This is a genomic window from Streptomyces sp. NBC_00096 (assembly GCF_045041305.1).
Taxonomy (GTDB): domain Bacteria; phylum Actinomycetota; class Actinomycetes; order Streptomycetales; family Streptomycetaceae; genus Streptomyces.
In genome coordinates this window covers 2,126,535-2,151,945 of record NZ_CP108221.1, presented here as the reverse complement: position 1 = coordinate 2,151,945, position 25,411 = coordinate 2,126,535, and the positions used below count along the sequence as shown (strand labels likewise).

Genomic DNA, 25,411 nt, shown 5'->3' with positions numbered 1-25,411 from the left:
TCACGAACTCCTCCTCGTGGTGCCGAGGTTGAGCATCACGCGGGGTTCGGGCAGTGCGCCCACCGGGCAGCCCTGGTCGACGGGGTCCAGCGGGTGGGAACCGGCGAGCGCGTCGGCTTCGGCGCGGGCGGAGCTCGGGACCACGAAGCGGTCCTCGATCTTGGCGATGGCGAGGAGGCGGAACATGTCCTCCATCTCCTGGCCCGACAGCCCGACGGCCCGCGCGATGGACTCGTCCCGCTCCTCGCCCAGGTTGACCCGGCGCATGTAGGAGCGCATCGCGGCCATCCGCCGCAGGACCGCCTCCACCGGCACGGTGTCGCCCGCGGTGAGGATCGCGGCGAGGTACTCGACGGGGATGCGCATGGCGTCGATGGCGCCGAAGAGGTTGCCGGCGTCCTCGCCGTCGCTGCCGGTGGCGGCGACCGCCTCGACGACGGGGGAGAGCGGCGGGACGTACCAGACCATCGGCATCGTCCGGTACTCCGGGTGGAGCGGGAGGGCGACCTGGTAGGTGGCGATCAGGTCGTAGACGGGCGAGCGCTGCGCCGCGTCGAGCCACTCGTCGGTGATGCCGGCCGCGCGGGCGGCGGCGACCACGGCCGGGTCGTTCGGGTCCAGGAAGCACTCGACCTGGGAGGGGTACAGATCGTGCTCGTCCTCGACCGCGGCGGCCTCGGCGACCTTGTCGGCGTCGTAGAGCATCACGCCGAGGTAGCGCATCCGGCCCACGCACGTCTCCGAGCACACGGTCGGCATGCCGACCTCGATGCGCGGGAAGCAGAACGTGCACTTCTCGGCCTTGCCGGTCTGGTGGTTGAAGTACACCTTCTTGTACGGGCACCCGGTCACGCACATGCGCCAGCCGCGGCACTGGTCCTGGTCGACCAGGACGATCCCGTCCTCCTCGCGCTTGTACATCGCGCCGGAGGGACAGGAGGAGACGCACGCGGGGTTCAGGCAGTGCTCGCAGATGCGCGGGAGGTAGAACATGAAGCTCTGCTCGAACTCGAAGCGGATCTTCTCGCCGACCTCGTCGCGGATCTTCTCGACGATCGGGTCCTTCGGCCCGTGCGTAGGGGCACCGCCGAGGTTGTCGTCCCAGTTCGGACCCCACTCGATCTTGTCGATCGGCTCGCCGGTGACCTGCGAGACGGGCCGGGCGGTGGGCATGTCGTCGCCCGCCGGGGCCTCGGTGAGGTTCTTGTACTCGTACGTCCAGGGCTGGTAGTAGTCGTCGATCTCCGGGAGGTCCGGGTTGGCGAAGATCTTGCCCAGCTTGGCGAGCCGGCCGCCGGCCCGGAGGCGGAGCTTGCCGGAGCGGGTGCGCTCCCAGCCGCCCTTCCACTTCTCCTGGTCCTCCCAGCGGCGCGGGTAACCCTGGCCGGGGAGGGTTTCGACGTTGTTGAACCAGACGTACTCGGTGCCCTGCCGGTTGGTCCACGCCTGCTTGCAGGTGACCGAGCAGGTGTGGCAGCCGATGCACTTGTCGAGGTTCATGACCATCGCGACCTGTGCCATGACGCGTCCGATTTTCGCTTCGCGAGGGGCCATGCTCTTAGAACTCCACCTTCTGGTCGCGGCGGCGGATGACCGTCACCTCGTCGCGCTGGTTGCCGGTCGGGCCGAGGTAGTTGAAGGCCCAGGTCAGCTGGGCGTAACCGCCGATGAGGTGGGTGGGCTTGAGCATCACCCGGGTCAGCGAGTTGTGGATGCCGCCGCGGCGGCCGGTCTTCTCCGTCTTCGGGACGCCGACCGTGCGCTCCTGCGCGTGGTTCATGTAGACCGTGCCGGGCGGCATCTTGTGCGAGACGATCGCGCGGGCGGTGATCACGCCGTTGCGGTTGACCGCCTCGATCCAGTCGTTGTCCGCGACCCCGATCGCCCCGGCGTCCTGCGGGGACATCCACACCGTCTGCCCGCCGCGGCCCAGGGTCATCATGTAGAGGTTGTCCTGGTACTGGCTGTGGATCGCCCACTTGTTGTGCGGGGTCAGGTACCGGACGGCCACCGACTTGGTCTTCTCGTCGACCGTGCCGAGCTCGGGCTCCCCGTACAGGGTGTGCATGTTCAGCGGCGGCTTGTAGACGGGCAGGGATTCGCCCACCTCGTGCAGCCAGTCGTGGTCGATGAAGAAGTGCTGGCGGCCGGTGAGGGTGTGCCAGGGCTTGAGGTGTTCGGTGTTGACCGTGAAGGCCGTGTACCGGCGCCCGCCGGCCTCGGAGCCCGACCACTCGGGCGAGGTGATCACCGGGACCGGGCGGGCCTGGGTGTCGGCGAAGGTGATCCGCTTGCCCTCGGCCTCGGCCGCCAGGTGGGCCATGTGCGTGCCGACCTTCTTCTCCAGGGTCTCGAAACCCTGGGTGGCGAGGCGGCCGTTGCTGGTGCCGGACAGCGAGAGGATCGCCTCGCACGCCTGCTGGGCGGTCTCGAGCCGGGGCCGGCCGTCGGCGGCGCCGCCGCGGACCGTGCCGTTCTTCGCACCGAGGTAGGCCACCTCCTCGCCCACGTCGAAGGTGATCGCCTTCGTCGTCACGCCGAGCGTGTCGACGAGCGGGCCGAGCGCGGCGAACTTCTCGCCGACCGCCCCGTAGTCGCGCTCCACGACCGTCAGGTTGTACATGGTCCTGCCGGGTACCGGCTCGCACTCGCCCTTCGACCAGTCCAGCGCGACGCCGCCGGGCTGGGCCATCTCGCCGCCCGGGGTGTCGTGCTGCAGCGCGGTGGCGACCAGGTCCTTGCGCACGCCCAGGTGGGTCCCGGCGAGCTCGCCGAACCGCTCGGCCAGGCCCTTGAAGGCGTCGTAGTCGGAGCGGGCCTGCCACGGCGGGTCCACGGCCGGGGTGAAGGCGTGCAGGAAGGGGTGCATGTCCGTGGAGGACAGGTCGTGCTTCTCGTACCAGGTGGCGGCCGGGAAGACCACGTCGGACAGGAGGGTCGTCGACGTCATCCGGAAGTCCATGGACATGAGCAGGTCGAGCTTGCCCTCCACGTCCTCCTCCCGGTACGTCACGTCCTTCGGAGTGCAGCGCGGCCCGTCCTCGGGGAGGTTGGAGTGGGTGCCCAGGAGGTGCTTGAGGAAGTACTCGTTGCCCTTGGAGCTGGAGCCCAGCAGGTTGGCCCGCCATACGTTGAGCACGCGCGGCCAGTTGTGCGGGGCGTCCGGGTCCTCGCCGGCGAAGCCGAGCTCGCCGCTCTTGAGCTGGCGAACCGTTTCGGCGACCGGGTCCTCGGCCTCCGCCAGCTCCAGCGGGTTGCGGTCGAAGGTCGGGTACGAGGGCATCCAGCCCATCCGGGTGCTCGCCGCCAGGCAGTCCGAGCCCGTCATGCCCTCGAAGGCGCCGGTGGCCAGCGGGGAGGCCAGCGCCTCCGCGGGCAGGGTGTCGTAGCGCCACTGGTCGGTGTGCAGGTAGAACCAGGCCGCGCCGATCATCTGGCGCGGCGGGCGCGACCAGTCGGAGGCGGCGGCCAGGGTGGCCCAGCCGGTGACCGGGCGGCACTTCTCCTGGCCGACGTAGTGGCCCCAGCCACCGCCGTTGCGGCCCTGGCAGCCGGTGAGGGTGAGCAGGGCGAGGAAGGAGCGGTAGATGGTCTCGGAGTGGAACCAGTGGTTCGTGCCGGCGCCCATCAGGATCATGCAGCGGCCCTCGGACCGCTCGGCCGTCTGCGCGAACTCCCGCGCCACGCGCGCCGCCTGGGCGGCGGGGACCGAGGTCAGCGACTCCTGCCAGCCCGGGGTGCCCGGGGCGCTCGCGTCCTCGTAGCCGGTGGGCCACACGCCGGGCAGGCCCTCGCGGCCGACACCGTACTGGGCCAGCATCAGGTCGAAGACGGTCGTGACGAGCCGGTCCCCATCGGGGGTCACCAGACGCCGTACGGGCACGCCGCGGCGGATCGTGCCGCGCGGCTCGCCGTCCGGGCCGACGCCCCGCTCGTCGTCCTCGAACCGCGGAAGGGTGATCTCCACGCTCTCGCCGGCCGTCCCGTGGAGGGTCAGGCGCGGGACCGTGTCACCGAGGTCGAGGTTCCACTCCGGCTTCTCGTTCTTGCCCCAGCGGTGCCCGAGGGTGCCGTTCGGCACGACCGCCTCACCGGTCGCGTCGTCGATCAGCACGGTCTTCCACCGCGCGTTCTCGGTGTCCTGGCCGAGATCGGCGGCGGTGACGAACTTGCCCGGAACCAGACCCTGATCGGTCTGCCGGAGCGACACCAGGAAAGGCAGGTCCGTGTACTTCCGGACGTAATCCGTGAAGAAGGGGGTCTGCTTGTCGACGAAGAATTCCTTGAGGATGACGTGGCCCATCGCCAGGGCCAGCGCACCGTCCGTACCGGGGTGCGGGTGCATCCATTCGTCGGCGAACTTCGTGTTGTCCGCGTAATCGGGGGAGACGGTGACGACCTTCTGGCCGCGATAACGGGCCTCGGCCATCCAGTGGGCGTCCGGGGTGCGCGTCACGGGGACGTTCGAGCCCCACATCATCAGGTACGCGGCGTCCCACCAGTCGCCCGACTCCGGCACGTCCGTCTGGTCGCCGAAGACCTGCGGGGAAGCGACCGGCAGATCGGCGTACCAGTCGTAGAAGGACAGCATCGGCGCGCCGATGAGCGAGTGGAAACGGGCGCCGGCGGCGTGCGAGGCCATCGACATCGCCGGGATCGGCGAGAAGCCGGCCACGCGGTCCGGGCCGTGCTCCTTGATCGTGTGCACGTGCGCGGCGGCGACGATCTCCGTCGCCTCCTCCCACGTCGCGCGGACCAGCCCGCCCTTGCCGCGCGCCCGCTGGTACGCACGCCGGCGCACCGGGTCGGACTGGATGTCGGCCCAGGCCTCGACCGGGTCGCCCAGGCGCGCCTTGGCCTCGCGGTACATCTCCAGGAGGGCGCCGCGCACGTGCGGGTAGCGCACCCGGGTGGGGGAGTAGGAGTACCAGGAGAACGAGGCACCGCGCGGGCAGCCGCGCGGCTCGTACTCGGGGCTGTCGGGGCCGACGGAGGGGTAGTCGGTGGACTGGGTCTCCCAGGTGATGATCCCGTCCTTGACGAAGACCTTCCACCGGCAGGAACCGGTGCAGTTCACGCCGTGCGTGGAGTACACGACCTTGTCGTGGCTCCACCGGTCCCGGTAGAACGCCTCCGCGGCGCGGCCACCGGTCCGGTGGACGGTCCGCAGGTCGTCCGAGACCTCGGCGCGTGTGAAGAAACTGCCCGCCTTGATCAGCGAATCGGCGGCGTCCTGGTGTTCTCGACGTCCGTGGCGCTCGTGCAAGGCGACCCTCCAGGCCGGAATAAAGAGGCGGTGCGCGGGTCCGGACAAGATGACCCAGACACGACGCTACGCCCGGTGCGGAGGCGAATCCGATGACAAAGGTCCCGTACGGGCATGACCTAATTCCGGTATTTCACAGGCCGAGTGGATGTCACGCTGGAAGAAGTCAACTCCGGTGCGGAACCGGAAAATTACGGCTCCGAATACCAGTTTCGAATGCCGCTGAACGAAAGGCCGGGGAACGTGCCGCGGAAGAACGCCTCCTGGATACCGGACCAGCACGGGGCGTGGGCGATGCTGACGGTGCCGTTCCTCGCGGGCACCCTCCTCTCCCCCCGGCCGGGCTGGGCGCACGCGCTGCTCCTGGCGGCCTGGCTGCTGGGCTACGCCGCCGTCTTCCACGCCCAGCAGTGGCTGCGCCTGCGCCGGGTCGCCGCCCGGCGGCCGGCGGTGGCGCGGGGGCACGTCCGCCCGGCGGTGGTCATCGGCGGCGCGTCCGCCCTGGCCGGGATCCCCCTGGCCGTGCTCCACCCCTGGCTGCTCCTCGCGGGCGCGGCGGCGGCCCCGTTCGTGGCGGTGAACACCTGGTACGCGGCGCGGAACCGGGAGCGGGCGCTGGTCAACGGGCTGGTGGCGGTGGTCCCGGCGTGCGGGATGCTGCTGGTCGCCGCGCGGCTGGGCGGCGGCGGACCGCCGTGGGCGCCCGCCGCCGCCTGCCTGCTGTACTTCGGCGGCACGGTCCCGTACGTGAAGACGATGATCAGGGAGCGGAACTCCCGTACGTACCACCGTGCTTCGGTGGCCTACCACGCCGCGGCCGTCGCCCTGGCGGCCCTGCTGTCCCCCTGGCTGGCGATCCCCTTCGCGGCCTGCCTGGCCCGCGCGGCCGCCCTCCCCGGGCGCGGGGTCAAGGTGCCGGTGGTCGGGGCGATCGAACTCGCCGCCTCGGCGGGCCTGCTCGCCTCGCTCCTGCTGCTCTTCTGAGGGCTCTGCCGGTCCTGTCGGTCCTGCCGGTCCTGTTCGTTCTGTCGGTCCTGCCGTCCTGCCGATCTCGCCGGTCCTGCCGGTCCTGCCGCGGGGCGGCCCTCAGAGCTCGATCGAGCGGAACTCGTCCAGCACGGCGAAGCCGGTGCTGTCGTACAGGCCCATCGCCACCTCGTTGCCGCCGAAGACGTTGAACATCATCACCTCGTCGCCGCCCTGCCGGGTGGCCCATTCGCCGACGGCCATCGCCGCCCGGCCGTAGCCCCGGCCGCGGTGCTCCTCGTAGACCTCCAGCGAGAAGCCGAAGGTCACGCCCGGCAGGAAGCCGTGGTTCACCCAGCCCGTGCCGATCACCCCGCCGTCGGCCTCCAGCGCGTAGAAGGCGTGCCCCGGCGTCAGGTGGCCCTGGGGGAGGTGGCGGGCGAAGTCCTCGTCGGACTTGGCCTTGGCCTGCTCCGGGGTCAGGGCTCCGGCCCGGAGGATGTCCGCGATGTACGCGGCCTCCTCGCCGGCGTACCAGCCCGGGTACTCCTCCTCGGTGAGCCGGCGGACGGTGAGGCCCGGCGGCAGGGAGGGGTGCTCGGCGGCGGTGCGCATCCGGTTCTGGCCCCGTACGGGATAGCCGGCGAAGGGCTCCGCGGGGGCTCCGGCGGTGAGGCGGACCTCCACCCGCTCCGCACCCCGCCCTGCGCACCAGCGCTCGGCCCACTCGCGGGCCGCCACCCCGGCCGCCCCCGCCGCCGTCAGGTCGTGGATCCGGCCCACGGTCGCCCCGTTGTCCCCGGACACCCCGACCGCGATCCAGCCGGTGCCGTCGGTGGCCACCGTCCAGTCGTCGATCCCCTTGAGCGCCCGCTCCCGCAGGGCCCGGGCCAGCGGCTCCGAGCAGCCCGCGGCCCGGTACCCGGCCAGTACCCGCTCTTCGAACCCGCTCCGCCACTGGCCCCGGTCGGCCACGATCCGTATCCCGTTCATCCGCCCACCCTAGGCAGGGGCACGGGCAGGGCTCCAGGGTTTTTGGATCGGTTGGCCCGCCTGGACCGCCGGCCCGCCCGGATTCCTCAGATCGCTTCCTTGCGGGTGAGGAAGTTGAAGGAGATCCATCCCGGCAGCACCGGCAGCCAGAACGTCACCACGCGGAACAGCAGCACCGCGGAGAACGCCACCTGGCCGTCCAGCCCCGCCGCGACCAGACCCAGCGTCAGCGCGCCCTCGACCGCTCCGATGCCGCCCGGGGTCGGCGCCGCCGAGCCGAGCGCGTTGCCGGCCAGGAAGACCACCGCGATGCTCGCGTAGCTGATGGCCTCGCCGCCCCCGAACGCGCGGATCGAGGCGTCCAGGCACATCACGAAGCAGCCCGTCAGCAGCAGCATCCCGCCGATGCCGGTCAGCAGTTTCTGCGGTCGCTGGAGCACGTCCAGCATGCGCGGGACGACCCCGGCGAACAGGGCCCGTACCCGGGTCACCACGAACTTCCGCAGGAAGGGCACCGCCGTGACCACCAGCACCAGCACGGCCACGGTCAGCAGACCCGCGATGACGGTCCTCGACGGAGTCATCTCGGGGGTCTTCTCGGTCCCCGTCAGATAGCCGAAGGACAGCAGCAGCAGGATGTGGCTCGCCAGCCCGAAGAGCTGCGAGGCGCCCACACTGGCCACCGCCAGCCCCGGCCGGATGCCCGCCCGCTGCAGGAACCGGGTGTTCAGCGCGACACCGCCGACCGCCGCCGGAGCCACCAGCTTCACGAAGGATCCGGCGACCTGGGCCAGTACGGTCCGCAGGAACGGCACCCGCTCCGGCACGAACCCCAGCAGGCTCATCGCCGCCGCGAAATAGGTGAGCGCCGAGAAGGCGAGCGCCACCCCCACCCAGCCCCACTGCGCCTCGCCGATGACCTTGCCGAACTCGACGTGCGCGATCTGCGTGACCAGGAAGTACGCACCGAACGCGCCCGCGATGAACGACACCAGCGTGCGCGGCCGGATCCGCTCCAGCCGGGCCGGCTCCACCGGCGCCTGCGGGCGGATCAGCAGCACCTGCTGGCGGATCTGGCTCAGCAGATCCTCCTCGCGGGCCCCGTCGAGCGCGTCGTCCAGGGCCCTCTTCTCGGCCTTCTTCTCCGCTGCGGAGCGCGCGGTGGTCGACGCGGAGTCGGCCTCGCGGGCCGCCTTCGCCGCCCGCGAGGACTCCAGTACCGCTTCCCGCTCCCGGTCCGCGCGCTCCCGTGCGAGCTTGCGCAGCGTGGCCCGCGTGGAGCGGCTCAGCGCGATCGGCTGGAGCAGCGGAAGACAGTCCGCCACCGCGTCCGGGCCGAGCACCGACACCGCCGAGGCCACCGACCGCTCGGCGCCGATCCGCAGGCCGAGGGTGGTGAGCAGCTGCGCGATGTCCATGCGCAGCACCAGGTCACCGGCCGCGATCTCGCCGCCGCGCAGGTCGGTCAGGGTGATGCTGCCGGTGGCGGCGCTGCCGGAACGATCCACCACCAGGGCGTCCCCGGTCAGCCGCCGGTGCGCGATCCGCCGGGACTGCAGGGCCCGTACCTGCTGCCAGGCGTTGCGGCTCAGCTCGTCGGTGATCTCCTCGTCGGCCAGCTGGTCCAGGCTCCGGCCCCCCAGGTGTTCGTAGACGAGCATCACGGCGTCCGGGCCCAGCTCGGACGTGGCGATGAGCTTGGGCGCGTTGGCCCCGGCGGCGATGGCCGCGTACGCCAGCAGCGCCTCCTGCTCCAGCGCCTGGCGCAACGACTGCAGGCTGCGCCGGGTGGTGATGCCGCGCAGGGTGAGGCGGCGCCAGACCCGGTAGTAGAAGCCGTGGGCCTGCTGCTCGCGGTCCACGACGGTGACGTCGAGCGGCGGGCCGTCCTCCAGGGTGACGTGGTAGCGCCGGCCCCGGTCGCTGACCTCGGTGCTGTCGGGGCCCTCGGGAGCCTCGGCGCGCATGGCGCTGACCGGCTGGAAGCCGACCCGGCGGAGGCCCGCGAGGAGGTTCTGCCCGGTGGGCCGGACGTTCGGAGAGCCGACCGCGTACAGCGTTCCGTACGCGACGCTCCAGCCGATCAGCACGGTCAGGATGATCGAGAAGGGCGTGGTGTAGCCGCTGACCAGCATCGCGAAGGCGTCCAGCAGCAGGACCACCCACAGCGCGACGCGCCAGCGCGGCCGCCGGGTCATCCCGACGGCGGTCATGTACGCGATCACGGGCGCGAGGTAGCCGTGCACCGGATCGGTGAGCGCCCCGCCGGCTCCGGTGGGGCGGGTGAGGGCGTCCTGGATGGTCTCCGAGGCCCCCTGGGAGACCCACAGGTCGGTGGCGAGGGTGACCCCGTGCGCGAGGACGGCGGCGAGCACGCCGTCGGCGATGCGCAGTCCGTCACGCTTGATCAGCCGCTCGATGGCGAAGGCGACCGGTACGAGGAGCACGGCGATGCTCGACACCAGCCCGGCCACCTTGATCAGCACGTCCGGGGCCTGCCCCGTGCCGTTGCTGATGTCGGCCTCCAGCCCCGCGGTGGTGCCGTGGGCGAAGGCCGCGATGCCGAGGACGACGGCGATGCCGAGGACGCCGACGAGGAGCCGTACGAGGTCGGAGGGGCGGTGCACGCGGGCGGCGAGCAGCGGCTCGTCCACCTCGACCTGGTCGGCGGCCGTCGGGGCGTGGCCGTGCGGGGCCTCGGCCGCGTCCGGGGGACCGGACGCGGCCGAGGCCCGCGGGCCCGGCGTGGCTCCGGGGGCTGCCGTGGCCTCGGAGGCTGCCGTGGCCTCGGGGCCGGGGGTGCTTTCCGGGTCGGGTGTGGCCTCCGGGCCGGGTGCGATCTCCGGGCCGGGTGCGTCCTCGGGGCCCGGCGCGGGGCTCACCGCGGGGCGCGCCGCGGGGCCGCCGTCTGGGCGCGCGCCGCCGTCCGTCGCCGCGCCGTCCGGAGGACTCACACCCTGCTCCTTTTCCGTCACTTCCATCTCTTCTTGATCACGTATCACGCGTCACCGCCCGGAAGATGGTGGCACGGACCGGCGGCCGAACGGGGCAGCAGGGTGCGAGCCGGTCCGGAACGCAGGCTTCCATCCGCATGTCGGTCCCGTGCGGCACCATGGGCCGAATGAGCGAAGAGCTGCCGGCGTACGCGGAGCGGGTGCTGGAAGCGGCCGAGCGGATTCCGCCCGGCCGGGTGATGACGTACGGCGACATCGCGGAGTGGCTCGGCGAGGGCGGACCCCGCCAGGTGGGCCGCGTCATGGCACTGTACGGGGGAGCCGTGCCCTGGTGGCGCGTGGTGCGGGCGGACGGCCGCCCGCTGCCCGGCAGCGAGCGGCGCGCGCTGGAGAACTACCGGGCGGAGGCCACCCCGCTGCGTCTGACCGGCGACGGCGAACCGCGGCTCGACATGCGGCGGGCGCGCTGGGACGGGTACGGCGGGGACGCAGCGCGGGACGAAGGTCACATGTGACAGCTTCGGCCATGCGGGGTCCGGAGGGGCGGTCGAAGGGACGTGCGAAGCCCCGTTCGGGGGACGCGTGGGCCCGTATGGCAGCCGGGACGCGGGCCCCGGCGGCGGTCCCGGGGGAACTGCGCGCGCCGCACGCCTTGCCGTAGCGTTGCCTCTTCGGCTCCGGCTCAGGCTCGGGCCGGCACCACGGCAGTAACGGCAGCAACCGCTGCGACGGCAGACCCACCAGGACCGGCACCCCACGTGAACACCTCTTCCTCCGACGGCGGCCACCGCACCGAGCGGCGGCGTACGCGGACCCCGGACGCGTACCGCCTGGTGCGCACCGGCGCGGAACGGGTGGATCCCCCTGTGCTGGACGCAGCGCAGCGGGCGGTGGTTGACCACGACGGCGGCCCGCTGCTGGTCCTGGCCGGACCGGGCACCGGAAAGACGACCACGCTGGTCGAGGCGGTCGCCGCCCGCGTCGAGTCGGGCACCGACCCCGCGCGCGTCCTGATCCTCACCTTCAGCCGCAAGGCCGCCGTGGAACTGCGCGACCGGACCGCCCTGCGGCTCGGCGGCGCACGGGCCCCGCAGGCCACCACCTTCCACTCCTTCTGCTACGGACTGGTCCGCGCCCACCAGGACACCGACCTGTTCGCGGACCCGCTGCGGCTGCTGTCCGGTCCGGAGCAGGACGTCATGGTCCGCACCCTGCTGGAGGGCCAGCGCCGGCTGCCCGCCGGCGCCGCCATCCGGTGGCCGGACGACCTGCGGGCCGCGCTGACGACGCGCGGCTTCGCGGACGAGGTCCGCGCGGTGCTCGCCCGCGCCCGCGAGCTGGGCCTGGGGCCCGCCGCCCTGTCCGACTTCGCGTCCCGGCTGGGCCGGCCGGACTGGAAGGCTGCGGCGGCCTTCCTCTCCGAGTACCTGGACGTCCTGGACCTCCAGGGCACCCTGGACTACGCGGAACTCCTCCACCGCGCCGTCCTCCTGGCGGAGCGCACCCCCTCGCTGTCGTCCCTGTACGACGTGATCTACGTGGACGAGTACCAGGACACGGACGCCTCGCAGCTGCGGCTGCTGCGCGCGCTGGCCGGGCCGGCGGGCCGGCTGACCGCCTTCGGCGACCCGGACCAGTCGATCTACGCCTTCCGGGGCGCGGACATCAACAACGTCCTGGACTTCGAGACCTCCTTCCCGGGAGCGCAGATCCGGGCCCTGACGGTCTCCCGCCGCTCGTCGGCGGTGCTCCTGGCCGCCACCCGGCAGCTCACCTCCCGCATGCCGGTGCCCCGCCTGCCCTCGGCGGCGGTACGGGCCCACCGCGGGCTCGCGTCGACCCGCGAGGGCGGCCGGGTCGAGGTGTTCACCTACCCCACGGCCGGTGCGGAACTGGACAACATCGCCGACGTGCTGCGCCGGGCCCACCTGGAAGAGGGCGTGCCGTGGCAGGACATGGCCGTCCTGGTACGCGCGGGCGGCCGCACCCTGCCGCAGATGCGCCGCGCCCTGATCGCGGCGGGAGTCCCCGCCGAAACGGACGGTACGGACACCCCCCTCCGCCACGAACCCGCGATAGCCCCCCTCCTCACGGCGCTCCGCACCCTCGCCGAATCGGCCCTCCCCCCGACGGCCCCGGCACAGCAGGCCGCGACACCCGCAGCCGAGCCGCCCCCGACCGCTCTCGCCGACCCCGCGCACCCGGCTGATGCTGCGACCGAAGCCGAGCCCGCCCCGACCGGTCCCGGCGAGACTCAGGCGGAGCCCGCCGAGGCCGGGGTGCCCGACGGAGTCGGCGGGGTGTCCGGCGCCCCGGGCGCCGGTGTGGGCGAGCTCGCTCGCGACAGTGGGGCGGGCGGGCGGGAAACCTCCCCCGCCGCCGGGCCCGGCACAGGTGCTGCCGCCGACGCCGCCGAGCCCGCCGCGGGCGTCGGGTGGATCGGGGTCGAGGCCGCCGTCGTGCTGCTCTGCTCGCCGCTCGGCGGGATGGACGCCGCCGATCTGCGCCGCCTCGGCCGTGCCCTGCGCGACGAGGAACGGGCCGCCGGGGTCAAGACGCCCGCGCCCTCCGACGTCCTGCTCGCCCGCGCCCTCGCGGAGCCGGAGCGGCTCGTCGCCCACGACCCCGCCTACGCCCGCGGAGCGCAACGCCTCGGTCTGCTGCTGCGCAAGGCCCGTGAGCTCCTCGCCGGCGGCGGCACCGCCGAAGAGGTGCTGTGGACCCTCTGGGACGGCACCCCCTGGCCGCAGCGCCTCGAACGCGGCGCCCGCCGCGGCGGCCCCGCCGGCCGCAACGCCGACCGCGACCTCGACGCCGTCTGCGCGCTCTTCGACACCGCCGCCCGCGCGGAGGAACGTACCGGCGGCCGCGGCGCGCTCAACTTCCTCGAACAGCTCGAAGCCGAGGACATCGCGGGCGACACCCTCACCGCCAGGGCCACCCGCCAGGGCGCGGTCCGGCTGATGACCGCCCACCGCTCCAAGGGCCTGGAGTGGTCCCTCGTCGTCGTGGCCGGGGTCCAGGAAGGGCTCTGGCCCGACCTGCGCCGCCGCGGCTCCCTCCTCGAAGCCGACCGCATCGGCCGCGACGGCCTCGCCGAACCCCTCACCCCCGGCGCGCTCCTCGCCGAGGAGCGCCGCCTCTTCTACGTCGCCGCCACCCGCGCCCGCGACCGCCTCGTGGTCACCGCCGTCAAGGCACCCGCCGAGGACGGGGACCAGCCCTCCCGCCTCCTCACCGAGCTCGGCGTACCCGTCAAGGACGTCACCGGACGCCCCCGCCGACCCCTCGCCGTCCCCGCGCTCGTCGCGGAACTCCGCGCCACCACCGTCGACCCCGAGGCCTCGCCCGCCCTGCGCGACGCCGCCGCCCGGCGCCTGGCCCGCCTCGCCGTGCTCACCGACGACGAGGACCGCCCGCTCGTCCCCGCGGCGCACCCGCAGCGCTGGTGGGGGCTGTACGAGCCCACCCGCAGCAGCGTTCCGCTCCGCGACCGGGACCATCCGGTGGCCCTGTCCGGCTCCGCCCTGGACCAGCTCGCCAACACCTGCTCCCTCCAGTGGTTCCTGGGCCGAGAGGTCAAGGCCGACGCCCCCTCCACCGCCGCCCAGGGCTTCGGCAACGTCGTCCACGTCCTCGCCGACGAGGTCGCCTCCGGCCGCACCCCCGCCGACCTCGCCGTCCTGATGGAACGGCTCGACTCCGTCTGGGACGCCCTCGCCTTCGACGCCCCCTGGAAGTCCCGCCAGGAGAAGGACAACGCCCGCGCCGCCCTGGAACGCTTCCTGCGCTGGCACACCACCGACCGCGGGGGCCGTGCGGCCGTGGCCACCGAGCACGACTTCGACGTCACCCTCGAGGCCGGCGAGTACGCCGTCCGGGTCCGGGGCTCCATGGACCGGGTCGAGGCGGACCCGCAGGGGCGCGCGTACGTGGTCGACTTCAAGACCGGCAAGGGGGCGCCGACCAAGGACGAGGTCGCACGCCACCCCCAGCTCGCCGTCTACCAGCTCGCCGTCCGCGAGGGCGCCGTCGACGAGGTCTTCGAAGGCCTGCGCCCCGAACCGGGCGGCGCCGAGCTCGTGCAGCTGCGCCAGGGCGCCGCCCAGCGCGACGGCGGCGACACGGTCCCGAAGATCCAGGCGCAGCAGGCCCTGGAGGGCGGTGCTTCCGGCGAGTGGGTCGGCGACCTGCTCGCCACCGCCGCCGGCCGGGTCCTCGACGAGCGCTTCGCGCCCGCCACCGGCAAGCACTGCGACCACTGCTCCTTCCGCAACTCCTGCAGCGCCCGCCCGGAGGGCCGCCAGACGGTGGAGTAGGCCCGGACCGTGGGGTGGCCCGGACGGCGGGGAGGCCCGGACGGCGGGGACTGTCGGTGCGGGCGGCTAGCCTTTTCAGGTGACCGCGAGTCCGTCCGTTCCCCCGGTGTCCCCGGTGCCCCCGTCCCCGCCGGCCGCACCGGCCCTCACCGATCCCGAGCAGCTCAAGGAGCTCCTGGGAATCCCCTTCACGCCCGAACAGATGGCCTGCGTCACCGCTCCGCCCGCCCCCCAGGTCATCGTGGCCGGCGCCGGTTCCGGCAAGACCACCGTCATGGCGGCCCGCGTGGTCTGGCTCGTCGGCACCGGCGCGGTCGCGCCCGAACAGGTCCTCGGCCTGACCTTCACCAACAAGGCCGCCGGCGAGCTCGCCGAGCGCGTGCGCGGGGCCCTCGCCCGGGCCGGCATCAGCGATCCGGACCCCTCCCCGGCCGATGCCGCCGCGGCCGGCGGCGAGCCGCGCATCTCGACGTACCACGCCTTCGCCGGACAGCTCCTCAAGGACCACGGCCTGCGCATCGGCCTGGAGCCCAGCGCCCGGCTGCTCGCCGACGCCACCCGCTTCCAGCTCGCCGCCCGCGTGCTCCGCGAGGCCCCCGGGCCGTATCCGGCCCTCACCAAATCCCTCCCCGACCTGGTCGGGGACCTGCTCGCGCTGGACGGGGAGCTCTCCGAGCACCTCGTACCGCCGGAGCGGCTGCGCGCGTACGACACGGAGCTCCTGTCCGTCCTCGCGGACACCAAGCTGAGCAACGAGGACCTGCGCAAGGTCCCCGAAGCCGTCCGCGGCCGCCTCGAACTGCTGGAGCTGACCGAGCGCTACCGCGCCGCCAAACGCTCCCGCGACCTCCTCGACTTCGGCGATCAGATAGCCCTCTCGGCGCAGCTCGCCACCACCCGGCCCGAGGTCGGCGCGCTGCTGCGCGAGGAGTTCCGCGTCGTCCTCCTCGACGAGTACCAGGACACCTCGGTCGCGCAGCGGCTGCTGCTCGCCGGGCTGTTCGGCGGGGGCACCGGGCACGCGGTGACCGCCGTCGGCGACCCCTGCCAGGCCATCTACGGCTGGCGCGGCGCCTCCGTGGCCAACCTCGACGACTTCCCCGAGCACTTCCCGTACGCCGACGGCCGCCCCGCCACCCGCTTCTCCCTCAGCGAGAACCGGCGCAGCGGCGGCCGCCTCCTGGACCTGGCCAACGAGCTCGCCACCCCGCTCCGCGCGATGCACGAGGGAGTCGAGGCGCTGCGCCCCGCGCCCGGCGCCGAGTACGACGGCACGGTGCGCTGCGCGCTGCTGGAGACCCACGCGCAGGAACTCGACTGGCTCGGGGACTCGGTCGCCCACCTGGTCCGCACGGGCACCGAGCCGCGCGAGATCGCCGTACTGTGCCGCTCGGGCGGGGACTTCGCGCGGATCCAGGCGGTCCTCGTCGAACGGGACGTCCCCGTCGAGGTGGTCGGCCTGTCCGGGCTCCTGCACCTCCCGGAGGTCGCGGACCTCGTCGCCGTCTGCGAGGTCCTCCAGGACCCCGGGGCCAACGCCTCGCTCGTCCGGCTCCTCATCGGGCCGCGCTGGCGGATCGGCGCACGCGACCTGGCGCTGCTGGGCCGGCGGGCCCGCGCGCTGATCGCCCGCGCGCCGGACGCCGGGGACGACCGCCTCGCGGCGGCGGTGGAGGGCGTGGACCCGGCGGAGATCGTGTCGCTGGCCGACGCGCTCGAAACCTTCCTGGACGGCTCGGGACAGTCGGTCCCCGACCGGCTGCCCTTCTCCGCCGCCGCCCGGGTCCGCTTCGCGCACCTGGCCCAGGAACTGCGCGACCTGCGGCGTTCGCTCTCGGACCCGCTGATGGACGTACTGCACCGGGTGCTGTCGACGACCGGCCTCGACGTGGAGCTGGCCTCGTCCCCGCACGCGCTGGCGGCCCGCCGCCGGGAGACCCTGTCGAGCTTCATGGACGTCGCGGCCGGTTTCGCCTCCCTGGACGGCGAGGCGTCCCTGCTGGCCTTCCTCGCCTTCCTGCGCACGGCGGCCCAGTACGAGAAGGGCCTGGACCACGCGCTGCCGGGCGGCGAGAACACGGTCAAGGTCCTCACGGCCCACAAGTCCAAGGGGCTGGAGTGGGACGTGGTCGTGGTCCCCGACCTGTGCGCGGGCTCCTTCCCGAAGGAGAAGGCCCCGGAGGCCTGGACCTCGTACGCGAAGGTCCTCCCGTACGCCCTGCGCGGCGACGCGCCGACGCTCCCGGCCGCACCGGAGTGGACCTCGGCGGGCCTGCGCTCCTTCAAATCGGCCCTGAAGTCCCACAAGGCGGTCGAGGAACTCCGCCTCGGCTACGTCACCTTCACCCGCCCGCGCTCCCTCCTGCTGGCCTCGGGCCACTGGTGGGGCCCGACGCAGAAGAAGCCGCGCGGCCCCTCCGCCTTCCTCACCGCCCTCCACGACCACTGCGCGTCCGGCCACGGTGAGATCGAAGCCTGGGCCGACACCCCGGCGCCGGACGCCGAGAACCCGGCCCTGGCGACGGACTCCACCCCGGACCACTCCTGGCCCCTCCCACTGGACCCGGAATCCCTGGCCCTGCGCCGAGCGGCGGCCGCCCTGGTCGAGTCCTACCTCCCCCCCGGCCGCCCCCACCCCGCTTCCCCACCCGAGCTCCCCCCACCCCCCACCCCGCCCGAGGACCCCTACCTCTGGCCCCCCGACTGCGAAGACCCGGCCTACGACGAAGAACCCTGGCCGCCCCCCGAGCTCCCCGCTGCCGCGAACACCCCCCGACGGGAGGCCGAGCCACGCCCCGCCGCGGACGCCCCTTGGCCGGAGGCAGAGCCGGGCTCCGTCGCGGATACCTCCTGGCCGGAGGCCGAGCCGTACCCCGCCGCGGACGGCAGCCGCAGCCGCAGCGGCAGCGGCGACGACCTGTGGCCGGAGGAAGGGGACTGGACCGCAGCCGGCGGAGCCACCGGCCTCAGCCCCGAAGAGGCCCGCGCCATCGCCTCCTGGGACCGGGACCTCGACGCCCTGGAGGGCGAGCTCCGCCGTGCCAGGGCGGCCGTCCGCGATGTCGAGCTCCCCTCCGCCCTCTCCGCGAGCCAGCTGCTGCGCCTCGCCGCCGACGAGCAGGGCTTCGTACGCGACCTTGCCCGCCCCATGCCCAAGCCCCCGCAGCCCGCGGCACGCCAGGGCACCCGGTTCCACGCCTGGGTGGAGTCCCGCTTCGACGAGCTCCCGCTGCCCCACCTGGACGTGCTCGACCCCCTCGCCGACCTCCCCGGGTCCGGCTTCGGCCAGGACGGTTCCGACCAGGACATCGCCGACGAGGCCGACCTCGACTCCCTCAAGGCGGCCTTCGAGCGGAGCGAGTACGCCGACCGGACCCCGTACCGCATGGAGGTCCCGGTCCAGCTGACCCTCGCCGGCCGGGTGATCCGCGGCCGGATCGACGCGGTGTACCGCGACCCCGACGGGGGCTACGAGATCGTCGACTGGAAGACCGGCCGCACCACCGAAGCCGACCCCCTCCAGCTCGCCGTCTACCGCCTGGCCTGGGCGGAAGCCACGGACACCCCCCTCGCCGAGGTCACCGCCGCGTTCCTCCACGTCCGCAGCGGCCGCGTCATCCGCCCCCGCAACCTTCCCGGCCGCGCCCGTCTTGAGCGGATCCTCCAAGGCAAAACGGACACGGAAAGCGACCCTCGAACAGACGGCTAGGCTCGTGGTCATGAGCGACACCCCGGCGGACAGCGTCGTCCGCACGTACATCGACACGCACCGCGCGGCCTTCCTCGACGATCTCGCCGACTGGCTCCGCATCCCCTCCGTCTCGGCCCAGCCCGAGCACGCGGACGACGTACGGCGCAGCGCCGACTGGCTGGCCGCGAAGCTCAAGGAGACGGGTTTCCCGGTCACCGAGGTGTGGCGGACGGCCGGCGCCCCCGCCGTCTTCGCCGAGTGGCCGAGCGAGGACCCCGCCGCCCCCACCGTCCTGGTCTACGGGCACCACGACGTGCAGCCCGCCGCCCTCGCCGACGGCTGGCACACCGACCCGTTCGAGCCGGTGATCAAGGACGGCCGGATGTACGGTCGCGGCGCCGCCGACGACAAGGGGCAGGTGTTCTTCCACACCCTCGGTGTGCGGGCCCACCTCGCCGCGACCGGCGCGTCCGCCCCCGCCGTGCACCTCAAGCTGATCGTCGAGGGCGAGGAGGAGTCCGGCTCCCCGCACTTCCGCGCCCTCGTGGAGCGCGAAGCGGCCCGCCTCGCCGCCGACGTCGTGATCGTCTCCGACACCGGCATGTGGTCCGAGACCACCCCCACCGTCTGCACCGGCATGCGCGGCGTGGCCGACTGCGAGATCGACCTGTACGGCCCCGACCAGGACATCCACTCCGGCGCCTTCGGCGGCGCCGTGCCCAATCCGGCCACCGTCGCCGCCCGCCTCGTCGCGGCCCTGCACGACGCGGACGAGCGGGTCACGATCCCCGGCTTCTACGACAACATCGCCGAGCTCACGGACGCCGAGCGCGCGCTGATCGCCGAGCTGCCCTTCGACGAGGGCGAGTGGCTGCGTACGGCCAAGTCCCACGCGGCCTCGGGCGAGGCGGGCTACTCCACCCTGGAGCGGGTCTGGGCCCGCCCGACCGCCGAGGTCAACGGCATCGGCGGCGGCTACCAGGGCCCCGGCGGCAAGACCATCGTGCCCGCCTCCGCCCACGTGAAGCTGTCGTTCCGGCTCGTCTCCGGGCAGGACCCGTACGAGGTCGAGACCGCCGTCACCCGGTGGGTGGACGCACGCGTCCCCGCCGGAATCCGGCATTCCATCACCTTCGGCGCTCCGACCCGGCCGTGCCTGACCCCGCTGGACCATCCCGCGCTGCAGTCGGTCGTCCGCGCCATGGGCCGGGCCTTCGGCCAGAAGGTCCGGTTCACCCGCGAGGGCGGCTCGGGCCCGGCGGCCGACCTCCAGGACGTGCTGGACGCCCCTGTCCTCTTCCTCGGGATCTCCGTACCCTCCGACGGCTGGCACTCGCCGAACGAGAAGGTGGAGCTCGACCTGCTGACCAAGGGAGTCGAGACGGCGGCGTACCTGTGGGGCGACCTGGCCGCCCACTGGAAGCCGGTGTCCGGATGACACCGGGACACCGGGCCGACACCCACCGCCGCGCACCCGCCGCACCCGCCGCACACCCGTTCTGCTGAGCCTGCCTGTGTCCTACCACCGGGGGAGTTGGAAGTACCTGTGAGCACCCGTACCGATGCCGAGCGCCCGATCTCGCTCGCCGCGCCCAGCGGAATCGACCGCGCCGCGCACCACCGCCTCGACGAGGCCTGGCTCGCCGCGGCCTGGAGCCACCCCAGCACCCGCGTCTTCGTGGTCTCGGGCGGCCAGGTCCTGATCGACGACACCCCCGACGGCGCCACCGCCATCGTGATGACCCCGGCCTTCGAGGCCCCGGTCACCGAGACCCACCGGTACTTCCTGGGTACCGACGAGGACGGCGTACGGTACTTCGCGCTGCAGAAGGACTCGCTGCCCGGCCGCATGGACCAGTCGGCCCGCCCGGCCGGCCTGCGCGAGGCCGGAATGCTGCTCTCCGCGCGGGACGCCGGACTGATGGTGCACGCGGTGGCGCTGGAGAACTGGCAGCGCATGCACCGCTTCTGCTCCCGCTGCGGCGAGCGCACGGTGGTCGCCGCCGCCGGGCACATCCGCCGCTGCCCGGGCTGCGGCGCCGAACACTACCCGCGCACCGACCCGGCCGTGATCATGCTGGTCACCGACGACCAGGACCGCGCGCTGCTGGGCCGCCAGGTGCACTGGCCGGAAGGCCGCTTCTCCACCCTCGCGGGGTTCGTGGAGCCGGGCGAGTCGATCGAGCAGTCCGTGATCCGCGAGGTGTGGGAGGAGGCGGGCGTCAAGGTCGGCGAGGTCGACTACGTCGCCAGCCAGCCCTGGCCGTTCCCGTACAGCCTGATGCTGGGCTTCACGGCGCGCGCCACCACCTCCGAGATCACCGTGGACGGCGACGAGATCCAGGAGGCCCGCTGGTTCTCCCGCGAGGACCTGCGCAAGGCGATCGAGGCGGGCGAGGTGCTCCCGCCGGCGGGGATCTCCATCGCGGCCCGTCTGGTGGAACTCTGGTACGGCAAGCCCCTCCCGAAGCCGACCGCGTAGCGGAACGCACAGGCAGAAGGCCCCCGCCATCGGCGGGGGCCTTTCTGTACGTGCCGACGGGTGGCGTTCGGCACATCAAGAACATCAGACGGCGAGGGCCTGCTTGACCTGGGCCAGGCTGGGGTTCGTCATGACCGACTCGCTGCCCGCGGAGGACTTCACGAGGACGGTCGGAACGGTCTGGTTGCCGCCGTTCGCCTTCTCCACGAACGCCGCGGACTCGGGGTCGAGCTCGATGTTGATCTCGTTGTAGGCGATGCCTTCCCGGTCCAGCTGGCTCTTCAGCCGACGGCAGTAGCCGCACCAGGTCGTGCTGTACATCGTGACCGTGCCCGCGTCCTGCATGCTGCGCTCTCCATTCGTGGGGTGCTCGTTGGTCCGAGTAGTCGAACGTACGGGACCGCGCGGCCATTCCCGCCCTGTCTCCCGCCCTGTCTCCCGCCCCGTCTCCCGCCCCGCTCCGGCAGCGGTCGGGGCCGGGGTACGACGATGTTCCCGTAGGACGAAAGCGTGGTGCCTGTGGACGGATTTCCCGGCCGCCCCACCGGACCTGGCAGCATGGCGGGGTGACATCAGCAACGCACTCCTCATCCTTCACGCCCGGCGCGGACTCGGCCGACGCGGTGCTCCTGGGCCTGGACCCGGAGCAGCGCGAGGTCGCGACGACCCTGCGGGGGCCGGTGTGCGTGCTGGCGGGCGCCGGCACGGGCAAGACCCGGGCGATCACCCACCGCATCGCCTTCGGGGTCCGGTCCGGCCAGCTGATGCCGGCCAGTGTGCTGGCCGTCACGTTCACCAACCGCGCCGCCGGCGAGATGCGCGGCCGCCTGCGCGAGCTGGGGGCCGGCGGGGTGCAGGCGCGGACCTTCCACTCCGCCGCCCTGCGCCAGCTCCAGTACTTCTGGCCCAAGGCGGTCGGCGGCGACGTGCCCCGGCTGCTGGAGCGCAAGATCCAGTTCGTCGCGGAGGCGGGCGCGCGCTGCCGCATCCGCCTCGACCGGGGCGAGCTGCGCGACGTCACCGGCGAGATCGAGTGGGCCAAGGTCACCCAGACGGTGCCCGCCGACTATCCGGCGGCCGCCCTCAAGGCCGGCCGCGAGGCCCCCCGGGACCTGGCCGAGATCGCGCAGATCTACGGGACGTACGAGCAGCTCAAGCGCGACCGCGGCATGATCGACTTCGAGGACGTGCTGCTCCTCACCGTCGGCATCCTCCAGGACCGCCACGACATCGCCGAGCAGATCCGCACCCAGTACCAGCACTTCGTGGTCGACGAGTACCAGGACGTCAGCCCGCTCCAGCAGCGACTGCTGGACCTCTGGCTCGGCGAGCGCGACAGCCTCTGCGTGGTCGGCGACGCCAGCCAGACCATCTACTCCTTCACCGGTGCCACCCCCGACCACCTGCTGAACTTCCGCACCAAGTACCCGCAGGCCACCGTGGTCAAGCTGGTCCGCGACTACCGCTCCACCCCCCAGGTGGTCCACCTCGCCAACGGCCTGCTGAACCAGGCCAGGGGACGGGCCGCCGAGCACCGCCTGGAGCTGGTCTCCCAGCGCGAGACCGGCCCCGACCCCGTCTACGCCGAGTACCCCGACGAGCCCGCCGAGGCCGAGGGCGTCGCCCACCGGATCCGTGACCTCATCAAGGCGGGCGTCCCGGCCGGCGAGATCGCCGTGCTCTACCGCATCAACGCCCAGTCCGAGGTGTACGAGCAGGCCCTCGCCGACGCCGGAGTCCCCTACCAGCTGCGCGGTGCCGAGCGCTTCTTCGAGCGCGGCGAAGTGCAGAAGGCGATCCTCTCGCTGCGCGGAGCCGCCCGCTCCGGCGGGAACGACCGGCTCCTCGACGATGTCGTCGAGCTCGGTTCCCAGGTCCGGGCCGTGCTCAGCTCCACCGGCTGGACCAGCGAACCGCCCACCGGCTCCGGCGCCGTCCGCGACCAGTGGGAATCGCTGGCCGCGCTGGTCCGGCTCGCCGAGGACTTCGCCCGCAGCCACCCGGGCGCCACCCTGGCCGACCTGACGCTCGAGCTGGACGAGCGCAAGGCAGCGCAGCACGCCCCGACGGTCCAGGGCGTCACCCTCGCCTCGCTGCACGCGGCGAAGGGCCTGGAGTGGGACGCGGTGTTCCTCGCCGGCCTGACCGACGGCATGATGCCGATCACGTACGCGAAGACCGACGAACAGGTCGAGGAGGAGCGCCGGCTGCTCTACGTCGGCGTCACCCGGGCCCGCCTCCATCTGACGCTCTCCTGGGCCCTCTCCCGCGCTCCGGGCGGCCGGGGGTCCCGACGGCCCAGCCGCTTCCTGAACGGCCTGAGGCCGGGCTCCGCGGCCCCGGGAAGCAGGCCGGGTGGCGTGGCCGAGCCGGGGGCCCGCAAGCGCGGCCGCCGCGGGCCGGTGCTGTGCCGGGTCTGCGGCAAGACCCTGACCGAGGCCGGCGAGCTCAAACTGATGCGCTGCGAGGACTGCCCGTCCGACATGGACGAAGGGCTCTACGAGCGGCTGCGGGACTGGCGCGCCGTCCAGGCGAAGGAGCAGGGCATGCCCGGCTACTGCGTCTTCACGGACAAGACGCTGATGGCCATCGCGGAGGCCACCCCCGCGGAGGCGGGGGAGCTCGCGATGATCTCCGGCGTGGGCGTCCGCAAGCTCGAGCGGTACGGAGCCGATGTGCTGGCCATCTGCGCAGGTGGGGAGCCGGAGCGGGAAGATCCTGACGACGCGTAGAAACTCGTCGGGTTTCTGCGTGATCTGACGTCTGCGCAGGTCAGGGGTGGAGCGAGAGGGGCGATCGTAGATCGTTTCTCACAATCTCTCACACAGAGGGATTCTGAGCCCCTCCGTGGAAGCCGTCCCACGCGGTCGCAGCCGACCGCAGATCCTCGATCCCGGGGTGGACGTACCGACGCTTCGTGAAGGACGCGTTCGTGTGGCCGGCCCACGCGGCAAGGACCACGTCCGGGACGCCGTTCACTGCCAGGTACGTCAGGCACGAGTGGCGGGCGTCGTACAGCCGGACCCGCCGGAGTCCGGTGCTGTCCATGAGCCGGTACGCGTACTCGCGCAGCTGCCGGGTGTTCATCGGCAGCCCCAGCTCGTCGACCGCTACGTAGCCCGTGTCCGTGTACCCCTCGCCCGCGGCCAGCTTCTCCCGGGCCTGCTGAGCCTTGAAGCGCTTCAAGGCCTCGAGCGGCCCCTGGGGGAGCGGTAGGGCCCGCTCCCCAGACGACGTCTTCGTGTCCTTCTCGAGGACACGGACGTTACCGATCATCGTCCGTGTGTTGGCGATCTCGATGGCACCCGCCTTCAAGTCGAGGTCCGTCCACCGCTGGCCGCAGACCTCAGCCGGACGGAGGCCCATCAGGGACAGCAGCAGCGGCGCGTACAGGCGGTCCTGTTCGATCCCCTTCACGAAACGCTGTACTTCGGCGACCGACCAGGGCGCCGCCCGCGTCCGGTCCCGCTTGTCAGTCTTCTTGTCGGCCAGAGAGACACGCACGTACTGGGCGGGGTTCGTCGAGATGTGCTTGCGGATGACGGCCCTGGCCAGTGCCTGCCGCAGACGGTTGAGTACCACTACGGACGTCGAGACCGCCAGGCGTGTGCCCGGCTTCCCGCCGCTGCGCCGGCCGCTGGCGACCAGCTCGTCGACGAACTCCTGCACGTGGTCCTCGGTCAGCTCCTGCAAGCGGATATGCCCCAGGCGCTCCCGCGGGTGCAGCAGGTTCAGCTCGTAGGTCGTGATGGATGTTTCCTCGACGTCGCGGCGCTTGTACTCCAGCCACTGGTCAAGCCACTCGGCGACGGTGAGCTTGCTTGGGACGATCAGGTCACCGGCTTTCCGCTGGTGCGTGATCCGCGCCCGCTCCTCCTTCACCTCCTTCTGAGTGTCCTTGGTGATGGTGAGTTGAATCCGTTTGCCGGTTTCGTCATGGCCGGCGTCGACCACCGTTCGGTAGCGGGTGGTCCCGTTCCTCAGAGTGATCTTCTTGACTGAGTCCGTCATTGCGTTCCTCCGGTCGAGTCCTGCAATCCGTCGGTTCGTGAGCGCCGCCTGTGGCCGGGCGGGCGCAATCAGGCCTTGAGCTGCTCCTCAAGTTCTTCCAACTCGAGCCCGAGCGCCTGGTGACGCCTACGCGCCATGCGGAGCAGGGGCGCCGCGTCCTCTGCGGACGCCTGCGCCACGAGATCCTCAACCAGCTCGGCCAACTGACGGGCAACCCTGACGGCCGACTGGTCCGCGGCCCGCCGCAGCTCAGGCGGGAGAGCAAGCGCGAGGTACTCGGCCCGCTGGCGGTGGTAATCCTGCTCGCGTTCGTCAGCCTCTGCGGCGGCAACAGGATCGCCTCCGGGGCCGATCGGGTATCCGTCCGATTCCGGGGCCGGGTCGATTGCTGGGCCCCCTCCCTGGCTCCAGCGCCAGGCGGTCCGTGCGGTTACGGCGCGACCAGAAGCCAGCTCGATCTCACCGTCGCCAGCCGAGGGCGGCAGGAGGAGCGTATTCACGCTGACGTTGAGGACCAGCGCCAGGGTGACCAGGTCGTCGGCGTCTACCCGTCGGGTACCGGCCTCGAGCCGCGAAATACCCAGGGGTGGAATCGAGCGGCCCAGTTCGCGGGCCCTGTCAGATACGTCCTTCTTGGTCAGTCCGCGCGCAACGCGCAGGCGCTCAACATTGGCCCTCACGCGGTCGCCGGTAGGGCCTAGCGGGTTCTTCTTGTCATCCGTCACCCCT

14 protein-coding genes are annotated in these 25,411 nt (G+C 72.8%); 7 read left to right on the top strand and 7 right to left on the bottom strand.

Annotated features, from left to right (window positions below):
• Both narH and OG904_RS09085 read right to left on the bottom strand, forming a co-directional pair.
• Positions 1–1,554: a nitrate reductase subunit beta gene (gene narH, locus OG904_RS09090; RefSeq protein ID WP_405489151.1), complete on the bottom strand. Its 1,554-nt coding sequence runs from the start codon at positions 1,552–1,554 to the stop codon at positions 1–3.
• A gap of 4 nt (positions 1,555–1,558) precedes the next feature.
• A complete protein-coding gene (locus tag OG904_RS09085; RefSeq protein ID WP_405489149.1) occupies positions 1,559–5,266 on the bottom strand; it encodes a nitrate reductase subunit alpha in 3,708 nt (1,235 codons plus the stop codon).
• Positions 5,267–5,482: 216 nt separating this feature from the next.
• On the opposite strand from OG904_RS09085, the gene OG904_RS09080 reads away from it, so the two are divergent.
• Complete coding sequence (locus OG904_RS09080; RefSeq protein WP_405489147.1) at positions 5,483–6,250, top strand: YwiC-like family protein; 768 nt, start codon at positions 5,483–5,485, stop codon at positions 6,248–6,250.
• A 102-nt stretch (positions 6,251–6,352) separates the two neighbouring features.
• Here OG904_RS09080 and OG904_RS09075 read toward each other — a convergent pair whose 3' ends face one another.
• Both OG904_RS09075 and OG904_RS09070 read right to left on the bottom strand, forming a co-directional pair.
• Positions 6,353–7,225 (bottom strand): GNAT family N-acetyltransferase, encoded by an 873-nt coding sequence (locus tag OG904_RS09075; protein ID WP_405489145.1) that lies wholly within the window; start codon positions 7,223–7,225, stop codon positions 6,353–6,355.
• A gap of 86 nt (positions 7,226–7,311) precedes the next feature.
• Positions 7,312–10,179 carry a flippase-like domain-containing protein gene (locus OG904_RS09070; protein WP_405489143.1) on the bottom strand — a complete coding sequence of 956 codons (2,868 nt, stop codon included), beginning with the start codon at positions 10,177–10,179 and terminating at the stop codon, positions 7,312–7,314.
• Positions 10,180–10,346: 167 nt separating this feature from the next.
• On the opposite strand from OG904_RS09070, the gene OG904_RS09065 reads away from it, so the two are divergent.
• The 5 genes from OG904_RS09065 to nudC all read left to right on the top strand — a co-directional run bounded on the left by OG904_RS09065 (position 10,347) and on the right by nudC (position 20,671).
• The gene (locus OG904_RS09065; RefSeq protein ID WP_405489141.1) at positions 10,347–10,694 is read left to right on the top strand and encodes an MGMT family protein; all 348 of its coding nucleotides are present in this window, start codon (positions 10,347–10,349) and stop codon (positions 10,692–10,694) included.
• Between the two features lie 243 nt (positions 10,695–10,937).
• Positions 10,938–14,498, top strand: coding sequence for an ATP-dependent helicase (locus tag OG904_RS09060; RefSeq protein WP_405489139.1), 3,561 nt, complete (start codon positions 10,938–10,940; stop codon positions 14,496–14,498).
• A 79-nt stretch (positions 14,499–14,577) separates the two neighbouring features.
• Positions 14,578–18,207, top strand: a complete 3,630-nt coding sequence (locus OG904_RS09055) for a UvrD-helicase domain-containing protein (protein ID WP_405489137.1) — start codon at positions 14,578–14,580, stop codon at positions 18,205–18,207.
• 10 nt (positions 18,208–18,217) lie between these two features.
• Entirely contained in the window at positions 18,218–19,627 is a 1,410-nt protein-coding gene (locus tag OG904_RS09050; RefSeq protein ID WP_405489135.1) for a dipeptidase, read from the top strand.
• Between the two features lie 96 nt (positions 19,628–19,723).
• Complete coding sequence (nudC, locus tag OG904_RS09045; protein WP_405489133.1) at positions 19,724–20,671, top strand: NAD(+) diphosphatase; 948 nt, start codon at positions 19,724–19,726, stop codon at positions 20,669–20,671.
• 84 nt (positions 20,672–20,755) lie between these two features.
• Here nudC and OG904_RS09040 read toward each other — a convergent pair whose 3' ends face one another.
• Positions 20,756–21,016, bottom strand: a complete 261-nt coding sequence (locus OG904_RS09040; RefSeq protein ID WP_405489131.1) for a mycoredoxin — start codon at positions 21,014–21,016, stop codon at positions 20,756–20,758.
• Positions 21,017–21,237: 221 nt separating this feature from the next.
• On the opposite strand from OG904_RS09040, the gene OG904_RS09035 reads away from it, so the two are divergent.
• Positions 21,238–23,403: an ATP-dependent DNA helicase UvrD2 gene (locus tag OG904_RS09035; protein WP_405489129.1), complete on the top strand. Its 2,166-nt coding sequence runs from the start codon at positions 21,238–21,240 to the stop codon at positions 23,401–23,403.
• Positions 23,404–23,491: 88 nt separating this feature from the next.
• On the opposite strand, the gene xerC is transcribed toward OG904_RS09035, so the two are convergent.
• Together xerC and OG904_RS09025 are read right to left on the bottom strand one after the other, a co-directional pair.
• Positions 23,492–24,682 carry a tyrosine recombinase XerC gene (gene xerC / locus OG904_RS09030; RefSeq protein WP_405489127.1) on the bottom strand — a complete coding sequence of 397 codons (1,191 nt, stop codon included), beginning with the start codon at positions 24,680–24,682 and terminating at the stop codon, positions 23,492–23,494.
• Positions 24,683–24,750: 68 nt separating this feature from the next.
• Positions 24,751–25,407 carry a helix-turn-helix domain-containing protein gene (locus tag OG904_RS09025; protein ID WP_405489125.1) on the bottom strand — a complete coding sequence of 219 codons (657 nt, stop codon included), beginning with the start codon at positions 25,405–25,407 and terminating at the stop codon, positions 24,751–24,753.
• Positions 25,408–25,411 lie beyond the last annotated feature (4 nt).

Coding starts and splice junctions, on each gene's coding strand:
- xerC (WP_405489127.1), bottom strand. CDS start 24,682: ATGACGGACTCAGTCAAGAAGATCACTCTGAGGAACGGGACCACCCGC.
- OG904_RS09065 (WP_405489141.1), top strand. CDS start 10,347: ATGAGCGAAGAGCTGCCGGCGTACGCGGAGCGGGTGCTGGAAGCGGCC.
- OG904_RS09040 (WP_405489131.1), bottom strand. CDS start 21,016: ATGCAGGACGCGGGCACGGTCACGATGTACAGCACGACCTGGTGCGGC.
- OG904_RS09050 (WP_405489135.1), top strand. CDS start 18,218: ATGAGCGACACCCCGGCGGACAGCGTCGTCCGCACGTACATCGACACG.
- OG904_RS09075 (WP_405489145.1), bottom strand. CDS start 7,225: ATGAACGGGATACGGATCGTGGCCGACCGGGGCCAGTGGCGGAGCGGG.
- narH (WP_405489151.1), bottom strand. CDS start 1,554: ATGGCCCCTCGCGAAGCGAAAATCGGACGCGTCATGGCACAGGTCGCG.
- OG904_RS09080 (WP_405489147.1), top strand. CDS start 5,483: ATGCCGCTGAACGAAAGGCCGGGGAACGTGCCGCGGAAGAACGCCTCC.